16 protein-coding genes and 1 tRNA gene are annotated in these 16,442 nt (G+C 64.0%); 8 read left to right on the forward strand and 9 right to left on the reverse strand.

All coding sequences use genetic code 11. The features are described 5' to 3' along the window. Nucleotides 1-54: 54 nt before the first annotated feature. From J2X50_RS10090 to J2X50_RS10110, 5 genes are all read left to right on the forward strand, one after another. Nucleotides 55-204 (forward strand): histidine kinase, encoded by a 150-nt coding sequence (locus J2X50_RS10090; protein ID WP_340040646.1) that lies wholly within the window; start codon nucleotides 55-57, stop codon nucleotides 202-204. Further along, a complete protein-coding gene (locus tag J2X50_RS10095; protein WP_429094435.1) occupies nucleotides 201-1,118 on the forward strand; it encodes a site-specific tyrosine recombinase XerD in 918 nt (305 codons plus the stop codon). The genes J2X50_RS10090 and J2X50_RS10095 overlap by 4 nt, the downstream gene beginning before the upstream one ends. A gap of 97 nt (nucleotides 1,119-1,215) precedes the next feature. Further along, nucleotides 1,216-2,166 (forward strand): acetyl-CoA carboxylase carboxyltransferase subunit alpha, encoded by a 951-nt coding sequence (locus J2X50_RS10100; RefSeq protein ID WP_429094437.1) that lies wholly within the window; start codon nucleotides 1,216-1,218, stop codon nucleotides 2,164-2,166. A 223-nt stretch (nucleotides 2,167-2,389) separates the two neighbouring features. Continuing rightward, nucleotides 2,390-3,643, forward strand: coding sequence for a L,D-transpeptidase family protein (locus tag J2X50_RS10105; protein ID WP_429094439.1), 1,254 nt, complete (start codon nucleotides 2,390-2,392; stop codon nucleotides 3,641-3,643). 5 nt (nucleotides 3,644-3,648) lie between these two features. Then, complete coding sequence (locus tag J2X50_RS10110; RefSeq protein WP_429094441.1) at nucleotides 3,649-3,882, forward strand: sulfurtransferase TusA family protein; 234 nt, start codon at nucleotides 3,649-3,651, stop codon at nucleotides 3,880-3,882. A 36-nt stretch (nucleotides 3,883-3,918) separates the two neighbouring features. Here the strand turns inward: J2X50_RS10110 and J2X50_RS10115 are convergent, their stop codons facing one another. Together J2X50_RS10115 and J2X50_RS10120 are read right to left on the reverse strand one after the other, a co-directional pair. Next, nucleotides 3,919-5,037, reverse strand: coding sequence for a CobW family GTP-binding protein (locus J2X50_RS10115; protein ID WP_429094443.1), 1,119 nt, complete (start codon nucleotides 5,035-5,037; stop codon nucleotides 3,919-3,921). Next, nucleotides 5,034-6,242, reverse strand: coding sequence for a serine hydrolase (locus J2X50_RS10120; RefSeq protein ID WP_429094445.1), 1,209 nt, complete (start codon nucleotides 6,240-6,242; stop codon nucleotides 5,034-5,036). Before J2X50_RS10120 ends, J2X50_RS10115 begins: the two co-directional genes overlap by 4 nt. A 213-nt stretch (nucleotides 6,243-6,455) precedes the next feature. Here J2X50_RS10120 and J2X50_RS10125 point away from each other — a divergent pair, with 213 nt between their 5' ends. Together J2X50_RS10125 and J2X50_RS10130 are read left to right on the forward strand one after the other, a co-directional pair. Beyond that, nucleotides 6,456-7,619: a M20 aminoacylase family protein gene (locus tag J2X50_RS10125; RefSeq protein WP_429094446.1), complete on the forward strand. Its 1,164-nt coding sequence runs from the start codon at nucleotides 6,456-6,458 to the stop codon at nucleotides 7,617-7,619. A 96-nt stretch (nucleotides 7,620-7,715) separates the two neighbouring features. Then, a tRNA-Arg gene (locus tag J2X50_RS10130) sits at nucleotides 7,716-7,792 on the forward strand. Between the two features lie 31 nt (nucleotides 7,793-7,823). Here the strand turns inward: J2X50_RS10130 and J2X50_RS10135 are convergent. The 7 genes from J2X50_RS10135 to J2X50_RS10165 are packed head-to-tail and all read right to left on the reverse strand — an operon-like array spanning nucleotide 7,824 to nucleotide 14,135. Beyond that, the gene (locus J2X50_RS10135) at nucleotides 7,824-8,534 is read right to left on the reverse strand and encodes a GntR family transcriptional regulator (protein ID WP_429094448.1); all 711 of its coding nucleotides are present in this window, start codon (nucleotides 8,532-8,534) and stop codon (nucleotides 7,824-7,826) included. An 11-nt stretch (nucleotides 8,535-8,545) separates the two neighbouring features. Continuing rightward, on the reverse strand, nucleotides 8,546-9,280 hold the full coding sequence (locus J2X50_RS10140) for an amino acid ABC transporter ATP-binding protein (protein ID WP_429094450.1): 735 nt from the start codon (nucleotides 9,278-9,280) through the stop codon (nucleotides 8,546-8,548). A gap of 1 nt (nucleotide 9,281) precedes the next feature. Beyond that, nucleotides 9,282-10,730, reverse strand: a complete 1,449-nt coding sequence (locus tag J2X50_RS10145; protein ID WP_429094452.1) for a S41 family peptidase — start codon at nucleotides 10,728-10,730, stop codon at nucleotides 9,282-9,284. Nucleotides 10,731-10,774: 44 nt separating this feature from the next. Then, nucleotides 10,775-11,452 (reverse strand): ABC transporter permease subunit, encoded by a 678-nt coding sequence (locus tag J2X50_RS10150; protein ID WP_429094454.1) that lies wholly within the window; start codon nucleotides 11,450-11,452, stop codon nucleotides 10,775-10,777. After that, entirely contained in the window at nucleotides 11,449-12,192 is a 744-nt protein-coding gene (locus tag J2X50_RS10155; RefSeq protein ID WP_429094456.1) for an amino acid ABC transporter permease, read from the reverse strand. The genes J2X50_RS10150 and J2X50_RS10155 overlap by 4 nt, the downstream gene beginning before the upstream one ends. Nucleotides 12,193-12,235: 43 nt before the next feature. Next, nucleotides 12,236-13,135 carry a glutamate/aspartate ABC transporter substrate-binding protein gene (locus J2X50_RS10160; protein ID WP_429094457.1) on the reverse strand — a complete coding sequence of 300 codons (900 nt, stop codon included), beginning with the start codon at nucleotides 13,133-13,135 and terminating at the stop codon, nucleotides 12,236-12,238. A 28-nt stretch (nucleotides 13,136-13,163) separates the two neighbouring features. After that, a complete protein-coding gene (locus J2X50_RS10165) occupies nucleotides 13,164-14,135 on the reverse strand; it encodes an aminopeptidase (RefSeq protein ID WP_429094459.1) in 972 nt (323 codons plus the stop codon). Nucleotides 14,136-14,823: 688 nt separating this feature from the next. Here J2X50_RS10165 and J2X50_RS10170 point away from each other — a divergent pair. Further along, nucleotides 14,824-16,431, forward strand: coding sequence for a peptide ABC transporter substrate-binding protein (locus tag J2X50_RS10170; protein ID WP_429094461.1), 1,608 nt, complete (start codon nucleotides 14,824-14,826; stop codon nucleotides 16,429-16,431). Nucleotides 16,432-16,442: the final 11 nt, after the last annotated feature.

Below are 16,442 nucleotides of genomic sequence, written 5' to 3' on the forward strand. Positions count from 1 at the left end.
AAGGGCACACGACTCACAGATACCGCGACTTAGGGCAGACGGGCGAACACATCGATGCCGACGCTTTTCCGGTTCCTTGTCACGCTCGCGGTCCTGGCGGGCATCGCCTACGGCGCCATGGTCGCGCTGGTGATGTTCGTCGAGCCGAAGAAGGCCGAAATCTCGGTCCGCATCCCGCCTGAGAAGCTCACCCCGAAGAAATGAACGGCGGCGCGCGCATCGAGGCCTTCCTCGAAATGATGGCCGCCGAGCGCGGCGCCGCCGACAACACGCTGGCCAGCTATCGCCGCGATCTCGAGGACGCCTCCGACCATCTCGGCGGCCGCCTCGCCGACGCCGACGCGGCCGGCATCCGCGACTATCTCGACAACCTCGCCGGACGAGGCTTCGCCACGACGTCGCAGGCGCGCAGGCTGTCGGCGCTGCGCCAGTTCTTCCGCTTCCTCTATGCCGAGGGCCTGCGCGGCGACGATCCGACCGGCATCGTCGACAGTCCGAAGAAGGACCGCGCCCTGCCCAAGACGATGAGCGAGGGCGAAACGGGCCGCCTGCTCGACCGCGCGGCAAGCGAGGCAGCGAGTCCGGAAGCGGCCGGAACCGACGGCTTGGCCGCAACCCGCATGCATGCGCTCGTCGAAGTGCTCTATGCCACCGGCCTGCGCGTCTCGGAGCTCGTCAGCCTGCCGCTGACGGTGGCGCTGCGCGACGAGCGCTTCTTCGTCGTGCGCGGCAAGGGCGACAAGGAACGCATGGTTCCGCTTTCGGCCAAGGCGCGTGACGCCATGCGGCGCTGGCTGGAAGAGCGCAACGCCAATGCCAGGCTCGCCGAAAGCCCGTTCCTGTTTCCCGCCGCGTCCGAGAGCGGGCACCTGCCCCGCCAGGTCTTCGCCCGCGACCTCAAGGGATTGGCCGCGCGGGCCGGCATTCCGGCGGCCAAGATATCGCCGCACGTGCTGCGCCACGCGTTCGCAAGTCATCTGCTGCAGAACGGGGCCGACCTGCGCGCCGTGCAGCAATTGCTCGGCCATTCCGACATCTCGACCACCCAGATCTACACGCATGTTCTGGAAGAACGGCTGTTGAAACTGGTCAACGAGCATCACCCGCTTGCCGATTAGGGCCCATATCGCTATGTGAGTGCCTCGTTCCGCTGGCGCGGCGCTACAAATTCCGGCGCCCCGGCGCCCTTATTTAAGCGTGGTAGTCTGCTCGCCAATGTACAATTACCTCGATTTCGAAAAGCCGGTTGCCGACCTCGAAGGCAAAATCCTCGAGCTCAAGAAGCTCGCCGAGAACGGCGAGGCGGTCGACGTCGGCGAGGAGATCAAGCGGCTGGAGAAGCGCTCGCGCGATGCGCTGCGCGATGCCTACAAGGCGCTGACGCCGTGGCAGAGGGTGCAGGTGGCCCGCCATCCCGACCGCCCGCACTGCCTCGACTACGTCAGGGCCCTGTTCACCGACTTCACCATGCTCGCCGGCGACCGCGCCTTTGGCGAGGACGCGGCCATGATCGGCGGCTTCGCCCGCTTCCGCGGCGAGCCCGTGCTGGTACTCGGCCAGGAAAAGGGTTCCGACACCAAGAGCCGCCTCAAGCACAATTTCGGCTCGGTGCGCCCCGAGGGCTACCGCAAGGCCGTGCGCCTGATGGAAATGGCCGACCGCTTCAAGATCCCCGTCGTCATGCTGGTCGACACCGCCGGCGCATATCCGGGCGTGGGCGCCGAGGAGCGCGGCCAGGCCGAGGCCATCGCCCGCTCCACCTCCGCCTGCCTGGCGCTCAAGGTGCCCTCCATCGCCGTCGTCATCGGCGAAGGCGGCTCCGGCGGCGCGATCGCGATCGCCACCGCCAACCGGGTGTTCATGCTCGAACACGCCATCTATTCGGTGATATCGCCGGAAGGTGCTGCCTCGATCCTCTGGCGCGACACGACGCGTTCCAAGGATGCGGCGACCAACATGAAGATCACCGCGCAGGACCTGCTCGACCTCAAGATCATCGACCAGATCATCGCCGAGCCGCTGGGCGGCGCGCACCGCAACGCGGAAGCCGTAATCTCGGCCACCGGCGACCTGATCGCCAAGACGCTCAAGGACTTCGCCGGCTCCAACGTCGACTTCCGCGAGCAGCGCCGCGAAAAGTACCTGTCGATCGGCCGCAGCCTCTGATTGCGTTAACTGTGGCCAAAGCTGGCCACGGCACCTTTTCGCCACAAAATCGCCGCCTCGCCAAGTTCAATGGACTTGCCGTGGATTTTGCGCGCGGGGACGGGCCGAAACTTGCGGTAAGGAATTATCAAGGTTAACGACCCTAAGGTCGAAGCAAACCAGGACGGGCCGGAGCCGATGGCGTGCACCCGCCACGGCCGAAATTGAGACGATTCTAGTTCCGATGATTGCCAGCATCACTCGCGCCGGATTGCTTGTCGCCGCACTCGCGGTCGGCGGATGTTCGGAATCCGCCATCAACGACTTCGCGCCCAAGAACAAGGGGCTGTCGGAGAAGGTTCTCTCCGAAATGAAGGCGAAGAGCATGACGCGCTCGTCGCCGATCATGGCCCGCATCTTCAAGGAAGAGGGCAAGCTCGAGATCTGGAAGCAGAAGACCAACGGGCGCTACGACATCATCGCCAGCTACGACATCTGCAAATGGTCGGGCAAGCTCGGCCCGAAATTCACCGAGGGCGATCGACAGGCGCCGGAAGGCTTCTATTCGGTGCGGCCGTCGCAGATGAACCCGAATTCGAGCTACTATCTGTCGTTCAACATCGGCTTCCCGAACGCCTACGACCGCGCCAACGGCCGCACCGGCACGAACCTGATGGTGCATGGCGCCTGCTCCTCGGCCGGCTGCTACTCGATGACCAACGAGCAGATCGACGACATCTACGCCTTCGGTCTCGAAGCCTTCAAGGGCGGGCAGACCGAGTTCCAGATCCAGGCCTTCCCCTTCCGCATGACGGCCGCCAACATGGCGCGCTATCGCAGCGACCCGAACTATGCGTTCTGGCAGATGCTGAAGGAGGGCTACGACCACTTCGAGATCACCAAGGTTCCGCCCAAGGTCGACGTCTGCGAGAAGCGCTATGTCTTCAACCGCACGCCCGACGCCGGTGCAGCCTTCAACCCGACCGGCGCGTGCCCGACCTCGACGCAGCCGCAGGGGCTGATGTCGGCCTACCAGGCATACCAGACCAAGTACGAGGCCGCCTTCGCCAGCGCCACGCGCGGCAGCGCCGAGGCCGTCAAGCCGTCGATCGTCGGCGTCCAGGAGGCCAACCTCGTTTCCGACTGGAGCAAGCGGCGGGCCCGCGGTGAGCGCGTGACCATCGAGCCGCCGTCCATGGCGCATGACGGGACCGTCACCCAGACGGACCGGATGGGCCGGATCGACTCGCCCGAGGGCCGCCGGATGGCGGCGCTGGATGCCGAGGCGGCCGCAAAGAAGAAGGCGGCCGAGGAAAAGGCGGCAGCGGTAGCAGCGGCGAAAGCCGCCAAGATCGCCGCGCAACAGCAGGCCGCGGCCGCGGCGGCACCGGCCCCCGTTGCCGAAGTGCCTGCCCAGGCCGCCCAGGCGGCTCCCGCCGAGGACGGCAGCGCCGCCTCCAAGCTGAAGAAGAAGCTGCTCGGCCTGTTCGGCAGCTGAGTGACGTGAGCGAAACGACGGAAATCTACGACCTCAGGGGGCTCAACTGCCCCCTGCCGGTGCTGAAGGCCAAGCGGCGCCTGGCCGACATGGCGGCTGGCAGCCGGCTGTGGCTTGAGACGACCGACCCGCTTGCCGTCATCGACATCCCCGCCTTCTGCCAGGACGCCGGCCACAGGCTGGTCGAGACGATGGCTGTCGCCGGCGGCCATCGCTTCCTGGTCGAACGGGGCGGCTGAGCGTCCGAGGACGCACGACAAGCCATTCGGCAAATCCTACCGGCCGGCGATCGCCAGCGGATTGTTTTCCATGGCCTCGCGGTCGGGCGTGTCGATCGCCGGCTTGTTGACGAAGGCCGAAAACAGCCGTTCGACATAGTCGCGCGGCAGGTCGATGCCGATCAGCACCAGGCGCGTGCCGCGGACGTCGTCCGGCCAGGACGGCAGGCGCGCCGGCGGATGCAGCAGCTTCTGCACCCCGTGGATGACCAGCGGCCGCGACGGATCCTCGGCGAGTTCGACGATGCCCTTGATGCGCAACAGCTTGTCGCCCTGGGTCGACAGGAGCAGGTCGAGGAACATCTCGACCGTCGAGAACGGCAGTGCGCCGCCATGCACCAGCGTGAAGGAGCCGACGCGCGCATCATGATGATGCGCATGGTCGTGCTCGTGACCATGGCCTTGGTGATGATGGCCGTCATGATGATGATGCGCGTGTTCGGCGGCCTCGCCCAGCCAGCGGCGGACGTCGGCGGTCTTGGTGGCGGGGTCGTAGAGGCCGCATTGCAGGAGCTGCGCCACCACCCCCTCGCCCGCCGGGCGGATTTCGGCGCCGGGATTGATGCGGCGCAGCCGGTCCGCGAGCGCGTCGATCCATTCGGCGTCGTCGACCAGGTCGGACTTGGTGAGCACGAGGCGGTCGGCCACCGCCACCTGCTTGACCGCCTCGACATGGGCGTCGAGCGTGGCGGCCCCGTTGACCGCGTCGACGACCGTGACGACGCCGTCCAGCCGGAATGCGTGCACCAGCGCCGGATGCCCCATGATCGACTGCAGCACCGGCACCGGGTCGGCAAGGCCGGTGGTCTCGATCACCACGCGCGCCAGCCGCTGGATGCGGCCGGTCTGCAGGCGGTCGACCAGGTCGGCCAGCGTGTCGACGAGCTCGCCGCGCACCGTGCAGCACAGGCAGCCGTCGGAAAGCTCGATCACGCCGTCGGAGGCCTTCTCGACCAGCAGGTGGTCGATGGCGACGTCGCCGAACTCGTTGATGATGACGGCCGTGTCGGTGAGCGCCGGATCCTTGAGCAGGTTGTTGAGCAGCGTGGTCTTGCCGGCGCCGAGGAACCCCGTCAGCACCGACACCGGGATCGGGAATGCGGCCTGCGGGTTCACGACCGGGCCTTGCTCGCCTGCGCCTGGACGGCGGGCGCCGCCCCGTCCGGGGCCGGCATGTCCGGCCGCCAGGTCGGCAGCGGCACGTCGGCATATTCGACCGGATCGCGGCCGGCGAGAGCCTTGGGCACGGGTCCATTGGCGCCCCCGAGCGCGACGGCGACCCAGACGCGCTCGCGCGTCATCTCGGGGATGATCGAGACCTTTTCCGGCGCAGCCGCGGCCCCAGCCTTTTCCGGCGTGGCGCTCGCCTCGGCCTTTTCCGGCGCGGCACCCGCCTCGGTCGGCGCCGGGCCGTCGGAGGCGGTCGCCTTGGCCTTGGGCGAGCATACCTGGTCGCGCATGCTGGTCGCGATCATTCGATCATCGCCATAGGGCGCGAGCCCGGCGACGCTCACCGAACTGCCGGCGCGGCCGAACCCGCCCTGCAGCAGCTCGGCGGCTTCCTCGGCGCGGTCGTCGGGCGAGCCCGCACCGAGCACGATGGCGGCGAGCGTCCTGCCGTCGCGGGTCGCAGAGGCGATCAGGTTGAAGCCGGATTCGCAGACGAAGCCCGTCTTCATGCCGTCGGTTCCCGGGAACCGGCCGACCAGGGGATTGAAGTTCTTCAGCTTCTTCTTGCCTGCGACGATGCCTTCGATGTTGAAGTACGAGGCGTATTGCGGGAACTCGAGCCTGATCGCCCGGACCAGGATCGCGAGATCGCGCGCCGTCGTGTACTGGTCGGGCTCGTGCAGGCCGTTGGCATTGACCCAGTGGCTGTCGGCCATGCCCAGCCGCTGCGCCTCGGCGTTCATGCGATCGGCGAAGGCCGCCTGCGAGCCGCCGACATTCTCGCCGATGGCGGCGGCAATGTCGTTGGCGGACTTGACCATGATGATCTTGATGGCGTTGTCGAGGGTCAGCACCGAGCCCGGCTTGTAGCCCATCTTGCTCGGCGGCATGGCCGCCGCCGTCTTGCTGATCTTGATCGGCGAATCGAGCGCCAGTTCGCCCGCCTGGACAGCGCGGAACGCGGTGTAGGCCGTCATCAGCTTGGTGAGCGAGGCCGGATGCCAGCGCTTGAAGGCGTCCTGATGCTCGATCACGGCGCCGGTGTTGACGTCGAAAAGCAGGGCCGGATTGGCTGCGGCGGGGGCTGCGCCGATCGCGGTTGCGGCCATGAGGCCGATCACGATGCTCCTGACGAACTCAATCTTCATCATCTAATCCGAAATCGCCTCTTGCCGATCATAACCGGCCGTCCATAAGATTTCCGTAAACCGGGATGGGAACGCTCGAGCCGGTCAAAGCCTGGCATCGGCGTCGCCGCCGCTGCTAAATAGCCTATGTGACGCCAAGATGGCAGAGCTTGCGCGATCACAATTGCGAATCCGGGAACCTTGCGGTTCCCCCCAGACAGGAAGCCGAGACAAGACATGCCGATCCTGAACCGAGCCGCGGAAATGCAGGAAGAGATCGCCGGCTGGCGCCGCCACCTGCACCAGAAGCCGGAGCTGAACTTCGACGTCTTCGAGACCGCCGATTTCGTCACCGCCAAGCTCAAGGAGTTCGGCTGCGACGAGGTCGTGACCGGCCTCGGCAAGACCGGCGTGGTCGGCCTCATCCGGGGCAGCCTCGGCACCGGCGGAGTGGTCGGCCTGCGCGCCGACATGGACGCGCTGCCGATCGAGGAGATCACCGGCAAGCCCTATGCCTCCAAGGTGCCGGGCAAGATGCATGCCTGCGGCCACGACGGCCACACCGCCATGCTCCTGGGCGCCGCCAAGTATCTCGCCGAGACGCGCAACTTCGCCGGCGCGGTGGCCGTCATCTTCCAGCCCGCCGAGGAGGGCGGCGGCGGCGGCAACGAGATGGTCAAGGACGGCATGATGGAGCGCTTCGGCATCCAGAAGGTGTTCGGCATGCACAACATGCCGAGCCTGCCGGTCGGCCAGTTCGCCATCCGCCCGGGCCCGATCATGGCGGCGACGGCCGAGTTCACCATCACCGTCAGGGGCAAGGGCGGGCATGCCGCGATCCCGCACCGCGCCATCGACCCGATCGTCGCCGGCAGCCAGCTGGTAGCGGCGCTGCAGACCATCGCCGCGCGCTCGATCGACCCGGCCGAGGCCATCGTCGTCTCGGTGACCAAGTTCAACGCCGGAACCGCCTACAACATCATTCCCGAGCATGCGGTGCTGGCCGGCACCGTGCGGACGCTCAAGAAGGAAGTGGCGAAGATGGCCGAGGAGCGCATGGGCGCCATCTGCCGCGGCGTGGCGGAGGCCACGGGCACGGCAATCGAGCTCGACTACGACGCCAACTACCCGGTCACCTTCAACCATCCCGAGGAAACGGTCTTCGCCGGCGACGTGGCCGCCAGGATCGCCGGCGACGCGCAGGTGCACCGCACCATTCAGCCGCTGATGGGCGGCGAGGACTTCTCCTACATGCTGGAGGCGCGCCCCGGCGCCTTCATCTTCATCGGCAACGGCGACAGCGCCAACCTCCACCACCCCGCCTACGACTTCAACGACGAGGTGATCCCGCACGGCGTGAGCTATTGGGTGCGGCTGGCGGAAACGGCGCTGGCGGCCTGAGGCGGACACATCATGGCGGGCCCGGCCTGAACTTGGCCGGCCCCCGCCAAAAACCGTTGGCGAATCCGCTCGAAGCCGCTATGTGTGCAGCCGAGTGGTCCCGTAGCTCAGTAGGATAGAGCGGCAGATTCCTAATCTGTAGGTCACAGGTTCGATTCCTGTCGGGATCACCATATTGCTCGGTCGACGTCGCCCCAGCGAAGCCTAGCTGCCGGCTGCTGGGAGCCCGTGTCGGCGATCCTCCATTATGGAGCCATAGAGCGAGCGTGCATGCGAGATGTGATGCCTTGCAGCCTTGGCCGCACCTTTCGCATCGCCGGCGCGAATGGCTTCGAGCAGGAGGTCATGTTCGGCAACGATCTCGGCGCCGCGTTCGAGGCGCTCGGTCATCAGCTTGCGGTAGCGCTCGAGACCGATCATCACCTGGTCAAGCAGACGCGACGCGACGGCATTGCCGGACAGGTCACGCATGGTGGCGTGGAACTCCAGGCCCCCCTCCAACAGCAATTCCATATCGCCGGCCTCCGCAAGCGCGTGCATCCTGCGATTTATGCGTTCCAAGGGTTCGATCGAGATATTCTTCGCGACATAGCGCTCGGTTACCGTCGTCGCGATTAGCGCCTCCAGCTGCTCGCGCGTGACCGACAACTGCTCCATGTCGTCGCGTGACAGCGCCGGGATCTCTATCGAGCGATTGGGCTCGCGGTGGATGAGGCCGATCATCTGGGCCTGATTGAGCACTTCCCGCAACGGTGTGCGTCCGATGTCGACCAATTGACCCAGTTCCTGCTCGGTCACCACGGCGCCGTCGGCCCGTTCCGGAGCGCATATCCAGGCTACCAGGCGGTCAAAGGGCGGCAATGCGCGGCCCGAAGCGCGCATCTTCGGAAAGTATGCCGTCCGTTGAAGTTCCATACTGTCGTGCCCTAATGATTGATGATCTTTGAAAGAAACTGTTGCGCCCGCTCGGAACACTTCGGCGCACTACCAAAGAATTCGCCTTTTGCGCAATCGTCAACGATGCGCCCACGATCCATGAAGATTACCCGATCGGCCACGCGTTTGGCAAAACCCATCTCATGGGTCACGCACATCATCGTCATGCCTTCCCGGGCAAGATTGGTCATTACATCGAGCACCTCGTTGACCATTTCGGGATCGAGCGCCGAGGTCGGCTCGTCGAAGAGCATGCAGATGGGGTCCATGCACAGCGCCCTGGCAATGGCCACTCGCTGCTGCTGCCCGCCCGACAATTCGCCGGGGAACTTGTCCTTGTGGTCGATCAGCCCAACCCGGCCGAGATAGTGACGCGCCTTCTCGAGCGCGGCCGGCTCTCGCCGCTTCAGGACCTTCATCTGGGCCAGTGTCAGGTTCTTCAGTACCGTCAGGTGCGGAAACAGTTCGAAGTGCTGAAACACCATTCCGACCCGCGAACGCAGCTTCGGAAGGTCGGTATCCTGCGCGTTGACGGAAATGCCGTCGACCACGACCTCGCCATTCTGGAAGGGCTCAAGCCCGTTGACACATTTTATGAGGGTGGATTTCCCGGAGCCTGACGGGCCGCAAACCACCACGACCTGGCCCTTCGCCACGGACGAGGAGCAACCGTCCAGCACCTGCGTCGTGCCATACCACTTCGAAACCTCCCGAATGACGATCATCTCAGCCGATCCTCATGTCCCGCGCGGCCGCGATGGCCAGGTTCAGGACGCGGTCGAGCACGGTGTCCGTTTCGCCCAGCCAGTCCGAAATTTCGGCTTCCATGGTCACATCCGGCGCGATTCCGTAGCCGTCATACATCTCGCCCGTCTTCTGGAATGAAGCCATCGTGGACAGGCGGACGGCGATACCGCTGTTTCCCAGCTGAAATGGAATGCTGTTGCCGCTGCGCCCGTTGCTGGGCAGCCCGACGAGCGTGACGCCGCGCCATCCCTTGAAGGTCGAGACGAAAATGTCGCCTGCGCTGCCGACCCCCCAATCCATCAGCAGATAGACAGGCCTGTCGTAGTGCGGCTTGCCCGGAACGGCGCGAAGCTTCCCGAAATACCAGTCCGTGAAGTCTTCGGCGGGCGGCTGCCATTGGGGACGGAAATCGGCGAGGAAGGCCTCCAGCGCCTGGCGCTCCTCGGCGGCTATCCGCGGATCCAGGCGATAATCCATTGCCTTGTCGTCGACTTTCAGCCTGTCGACCAGTTCGGCAAGCGGCGTGCCGCGCGCTGCCCGCAGTCTGGCAACGTTGTGGATGTAGACGCCGTCTTCGGGCCGCATGAAGTACGGGAACAGGGCGGCGAGGTTTTCGCGCGTTCCACCGCCGCATTGCCGGGCATCGATGATCAGGGCATCGGTTGCCTGGAACCGGCGCATGATACCGTCGATGCGCCCCGCCAGCGCGCTGTCCTTTTGCGAATAGATGCGCAGATAGCCGACATTGCCCGGGAGGACCTTGCTGTCATTGGAGAGCGGAAGCAGCTGGTCGGGCTGGTCCAGCCTGTCGGTGAGCGGCAGTTCGACCGTCGAGACGGAGCGGCCGGCCACATCGGTCAGCTCGAGCGTGACATGCGATGAGCCGGGCAGGTCGAGTTCACGCCGCATGTATTCGACGAACCGCATCAAGCTGAGGCTGCGCGCGAGGCGCTGGGATCGAGAGGCGAAGGGGCCGCTCGTGATATTGCCGGCGGCCTCCAGCCACCGATGCAGCGGCATGCCGTCTATCGCCCTGACATAGGGGTGCCGCGTGTCGACCAGCCGGCGCGTCTGCGGGTGATAGGCGAAGCCCAGATTGCCCTTCACGCCGATTGCCACCGGGCTGTAGCCTGCGGGCAGGTGCTTCCGCCAATCCACGACCATGGCGTGCGAATCCCCGAGGTGCTGGACCAGCTTGTGGATCTGAAGCGCCAGGTTGTTGATCGAGACCTTCTGCGGCAGCCGCTTGGCCATGGCAGCAAGCGCGAGTTCGTAGGGGAAGGCGACCGAGGCGACGTAAGAGTGCCGATCGCTGATGATTTGGCGAAGCTGAGCCAGGTCCGCTTCTGCAGCCCATTTGGACAGGAAGCGATCCGACGAGCCGTTTTCGAACAGGTGGTTGTTGGTGAAGAATTCGAAATTGCCCATGGGTTATCCTGTTGAATTGCAAAGAAATTCAGCGGTTAAGACGATCACGCCCGCTTTTGGATGAAGTACTTGTCGACCAGCTGGGATGCGACGAAGCTGATCACGAAGTAGACCGCGCCGGCGAACAGATAGAGTTCGACGAGCCGACTGTCGCGCTGGCCGATCTTGCTCGCCACGCCGAGGAAATCGTTCAGGCTGATCACGTAGACCAGAGAGGTATCCTGGAAGATGATGATACTCTTGGTCAGAAACAGCGGCAGCATGTTGCGGAACGCCTGCGGCAGCACCACGTAGCGCATGGTTTGGCCATAGGTCATGCCAAGGGCGACCGCCGCGTTGATCTGGCCCGAACGTACGCTCTGTATGCCGGCGCGAATGACCTCGCAGAAATATGCCGCCTCGAACATCACATAGGCGACGAAGGCAGAGTAGTAGGGCCCGATCGGCGAGGCCCGGCCGGTGAAGGCCTGGATGACCAGCGGGATCAGGAAATAGAACCAGAAAATCGCGAGAACCAGCGGGACCGATCGGAACACATCTACATAGACGCTCGCCAGGAAAGACAGCCAGCGCACCGACGACAGGCGCATGAGGGCAAGGCATGTTCCCCAAACGATGCCGCCGACCAGCGACCACAAAAGCAGCAACAGCGTGAACTTCATGCCTTGCCAGAGGAAGGGGAGCGAAATGCCGATGACGCTCCAGTCGAAATCGTAGCTCATGACCGGGCTCCGCCGACAAACCCGGGAACCCGCATGCTCCTCTCGAGCAGGCGCATGGCGACGCTGACCAGATAGGTCACCAGGAAGTAGATGCTGGTCGCGGCCAGGAAGGTCTCGAAGATCTGGGCGCTGAACTCGCTGATCTGCCGCGTTTGCCCCGTCAATTCGAGCAGGCCAATGGTCAGCGCCACCGCGGAATTCTTGAAGACGTTCAGGAATTCCGATGTCAGCGGCGGAATGATGATGCGAAACGCCATCGGCAGCAGCGCATATTGGTAGGCCTGCCGCAAGGTGAGGCCGAGGGCCAGCGCGGCGCTCTTCTGGCCCCCGGGCTGCGCCTCGATCCCCGCCCGCACCTGTTCGCATACGCGGGCGGAGGTGAAGAGCCCAAGGCACAGCACCACCGAGCCGACCTGCATGACACGGGGATCAAGCCCGTTCAGCCAGAACTGCCAGTCGAGTGGCAACAATTGCGGCACGACGTAGTACCAAAGGAAGAGCTGTACCAGCAGCGGAATGTTACGGAACAGCTCGACATAGGCACCTGTTGCCATCCGCACACTTCTGCCAGGCAGCGTGCGGATGACCCCAAGCACTGTTCCGATGGACAGCGCGATGATCCACGAACTGAGGGATATGGCAATTGTCCAGCCAAGGCCGGACAGAAGCCAGTCAATGTAGCGTCCTTCCCCGGTGATCGTCGGTTCCCAGAAAACGCCCCAGTTCCAGTCGTAGTTCATTGCGGCTCTCCAAGCGCCTGCTCCGACCTCGTGCCGTGCCGGATCACTGCAGCGGGATGTCGTTGGGCTCGGCGTAGAGCTTCTTCATCTCTTCCCCCAGCGGCACGCCAAGGACGACGTCGCGAGGCGGGATCGGCGCGTTGAACCACTTGTCGTAGATCTTCGCCATCTCGCCGCTCTTCATCATCTCGGCCATCTGGTCGTCGATCACCTTCTTGAAGGCCGGATCGTCCTTGCGCATGCCGCAGGCATAGACCTCGTTCGTCTGCGCGGTTCCGGTGATGTGCCAGTCGGCTGGGTTCTTTGCCTTCGATATCTCGCCATAGAGAATTGCGTCGTCGCTCATGAAGGCGACTGCCTTGTTGGATTCCAGGGTGACGAATGCCTCGCCATGGTCCTTGGCGCTGATGATGCGCATGTCCATGCCTTTTGCTTCGTTCATCTGACGCAGCACCTTCTCGGAGGTGGTGCCGGCCGAGACGACGACGTTCTTTCCGGCGAGGTCGGGGAAATCGGAGATCCCCGATCCGTTGCGGGTGAGCAGCCTGGTGCCGATGATAAAGAAGTTGGTCGAGAAACCGATCTGCTTTTGCCGTTCCTTGTTGTTTGTCGTGGTGCCGCATTCCAGGTCGATCGTATTGTTGATCAATAGCGGAATGCGGGTCTGCGAGGTGACCGGCACGAGGTTCACGTTCAGTTCGGCCATGCCGAGATGGGCCTTGACCGCGTCGACGAGTTGCAGGGCAATGTCCTGCGAATAGCCGACCACCTTCTGGTCGTTGTCATAGTAGGAGAACGGAATGCTCGTCTCCCGATGACCGATGGAGATCGTGCCGCTGTCCTTGACGTTCTTGAGCGTCCCGGTCAGTTCCTCGGCATGACCGATCGTTGCGAGCGTAGCCGCCAAACCGGCGGCTACGAAGATTCCCAGCCCTTTGTTCATTTCAGCTCCTCCCTGAAGGCCGACCTGTTCAGATTTCCATCACGCCGGCGCGCATCACCGTTCGGCCATCCACGGTGATCGTCGGGTTGTGCATGATGAAGTCGTAGTGGCAGGCCGCCTTGACGGTTCCGCCCAGTGTGATCGAGGTGCCGACGCCGATATGGCAGGTGCTGGCGACGCCTTCGTCCTCGAGCATCGAGCCGATCAGCCGGCAATGCGGGTTCATGCCGATGCCGATCTCGGCGACGTTGTAGACATTGGGATCGTTCATCGCCTCCCAGGCGGCGCGGACCTTTTCGGCGTCTCGGCCGCCGGTGATCGAAACGACGTTGCCGTCGCGCACTTCGAGCGTGACCGGCTGATCGGGAACGCCGATGCCAAGGTAGGGGATCGATGCATCGCACACTATCCGCCCCTCCGCGGTCACCGGCGATACGGGGGATTCGATATCCGGAACCGGATGGAAGTCGCCCGGCCGGACGATGCCCGTCTTGGCGTGAGGCGTTCCCAGGCGGCCGCGAATGTCGAGCGTCAGATCGGTGCCCGCTTCGGTCGTGACACGGACCTCCGAACCCTTGTCCCAGATGGCGGCCATCTTCATGACGTGCGGCTCGATCGCGGCAAAGTCCGCATCGATGCCGCCGCCCATCATCATCTCGGGGAGCCACTGGGTGAGCGCCACGATGCGCGCCCCTGCCGCGCAGGCGTCCTTCACGGCATGCGTGTGGGTGATGGAAACCGAAACCGGCGTGAACACCACGGGGGCGGATTTCATGGCCGCGGCAACCGCGGGGCTGGGTTCGCCGGAGTCGTTCTTAACCCGGCTCATCGTCATGATGATCGGGTTTGCGTCGGCGGCGGCGACCGCCGAGGCCAGGACCTTTGCAAGCAAGAAGTCCTGCGCTGCATCCGTGATGATCAGCACGTCCTCCCCCGGCTTGACTGCCGCGCAGACGTTCACGAGCTTGGCGGCCCCTTTGGCCATCAACATTTCACGCATCGGTGTTCGATCCTTTTGGTTAGTAGCTGAGAGGCAGGGTGAATATGGCAGGGCAAGAGCAGCGGTCCGCGAATGGCAGGCTGCCCAGGCCCGCTCAAGGTTCATGTCGTGCTGGCGGAGCATGGCCGTCCGCCCACGCAGGCCTGCGAGGCAATCCACTTCGTTGTGGGCATGAGTGTTGCCCCCCGAGGCAGGTGACGTCGGTCAGGCCTTCGACCAAGATGCGATCCATCGTTTCCCCTCGTGTCCCAGTAGTGTTGAGGGACGCACTGCGCGTCCTTCCGCTTGCGCGGCTCGCAACATTCCCCACCAAGCCGTCATCGCCATCGCTGCTGGAATTGCCGCTTGCCAAGTGTTTTGTGGATATGTATACAAATACACATAAACACACAAGCGCATAATCGCACGGAGTTTTCTGAGGGGAGGCGCGTTCGGAAATGTTTGAGGATCCCTCGATCCAGGCTTGCTCGCCCGGCCGTCGAAACTGGCGCGGGGGATCATCGGGTGGAAACCGTCAGAGCTGACAACCAGCCATGGAATGGGAAACCCTGCGCAGTTCAGGCAGTCGTAGCTGGTTCATCTTTGCATAGAGCCTGGCGACGATCAGTTGAGCTTGCTGGCCGTCGCCGGCGGCCTTGCGGCCGCGTCGCAGATCGAAAAGTCCAATTTTCCAAGTCAGGAGGAGAATATGAATAGGTCGACAAGTCTTCTTGCCCTGCTGGCCTTTGGCGCCATCGGCGGCATGGGTTCACCTGCAGCGGCGGCGGAGCAGGGCTGGATCACGGTATCCGCATGCGCGCCGGCCGGCCCGCTGATCCCGACGAACACGACCGAGAGCTGCGGTTCGGACGTTCTGCAGCCGATTCTGGCCGGCCTTGTCACGACCGATGCCAAGACTGGCGCCGTCGTCGACGACATCGCCGAGAAGATCGAGACGACCGACAACAAGGTCTGGACGATCACCCTGAAGAAGGGATGGACGTTCCATGACGGCTCGGCCGTAAAGGCCAGGAACTTCGTCGATGCCTGGAATTGGGCTGCCTATGGCCCCAATGGGCAGTCGAACAACGACTGGTTCTCGACAATCGAGGGCTACGAGGATCTCAATCCGAAGGCGCCCAAGGGCGAGAAGGCACCCGAGCCGACCGCGAAGGCAATGAAGGGTCTTGAGGTGATCGACGACTTCTCGTTCAAGGTCGTGCTGAAGTCGCCGGTGCCGACCTTCAAGTCGCAGCTGACCTACAAGGCCTTCTATCCAATGCCGGATTCCTTTTTCCTGGATCCCGAGGCATTCGGCGCGAAACCGATCGGGGCCGGGCCCTTCCAGTTCGAATCCGGCACGCCCGATACGGGGTACAGGCTCGCCGCGTTCCCCGGCTACGCCGGCAGCCGGCATCCTCAGCTAAAGGGCATCGAACTGCGGATCTATTCCAACGAAGAGGCAGCCTATAACGACCTGATCGCCGGAAACCTGGATCTGATGCGCGACATTCCGGCGTCGAAGCTCGTCGGCGAGCTGTGGAAGACCGACCTCGAGGGACGCGTCCTGCAGCAGCCGCGCGCCAATCTTCAGGGTCTCGGCATGCCCTTCACGGACGCCAATGCACAGTTGCTGAAGCCAGGCATCCGGCAGGCGGTTTCCATGTCGATCGACCGCAAGACCATCATCGACGTCATCTTCAGCGGCATCGGTCAGCCTGCCACCGGCTGGGTGCCACCAGGGGTCGAAGGCTATCAGGCGGGCGCCTGCGGCGAGTTTTGCGAATACAATCCCGAAAAGGCCAAGGAACTGCTTGCCAAGGAAGGCGGTTACAGCGGGGAGATCAAGATCTACTATGCCGGCGATGGAGGGGCCAAACCGGCCATGGACGCGATCTGCAACAGCATCCAGAACACGCTGCAGATCAATTGTCTGACATCGGCCCTATCGGACAACTCGACATTCCGCTCCTTCACCCGCTCCGGCAAGGCGGATGGCCCGTTCCCGTCGAATTGGACGATGGACTACCCGTCCATCGACAATGCGCTCATCCCGCTCTACTCCAGCAAGGGAACCTCCAATCGCGGCTCCTACGAGAATGCCGAATTCGACGCGCTGATCGCGAAGGCGGCGACCGAGGCTCCTGCCGATAGCGTCCGGACCTATCAGGAGGCAGAGCGACTGCTGGCCAAGGAAATGCCGCGCATCCCGCTATGGAACCCGATGACGACGGTGGGCTATTCGCCGAAGATCAAGGGCGTTGCTCTCTATTCCAACGGCCGACCGGACTATTCCGCGGTAACGCTTGCGGAATGACCCAGCGTGCC

Origin of the sequence: Aminobacter sp. BE322, from assembly GCF_050433525.1 — a bacterium.
In the GTDB taxonomy this organism is placed as follows: domain Bacteria; phylum Pseudomonadota; class Alphaproteobacteria; order Rhizobiales; family Rhizobiaceae; genus Aminobacter.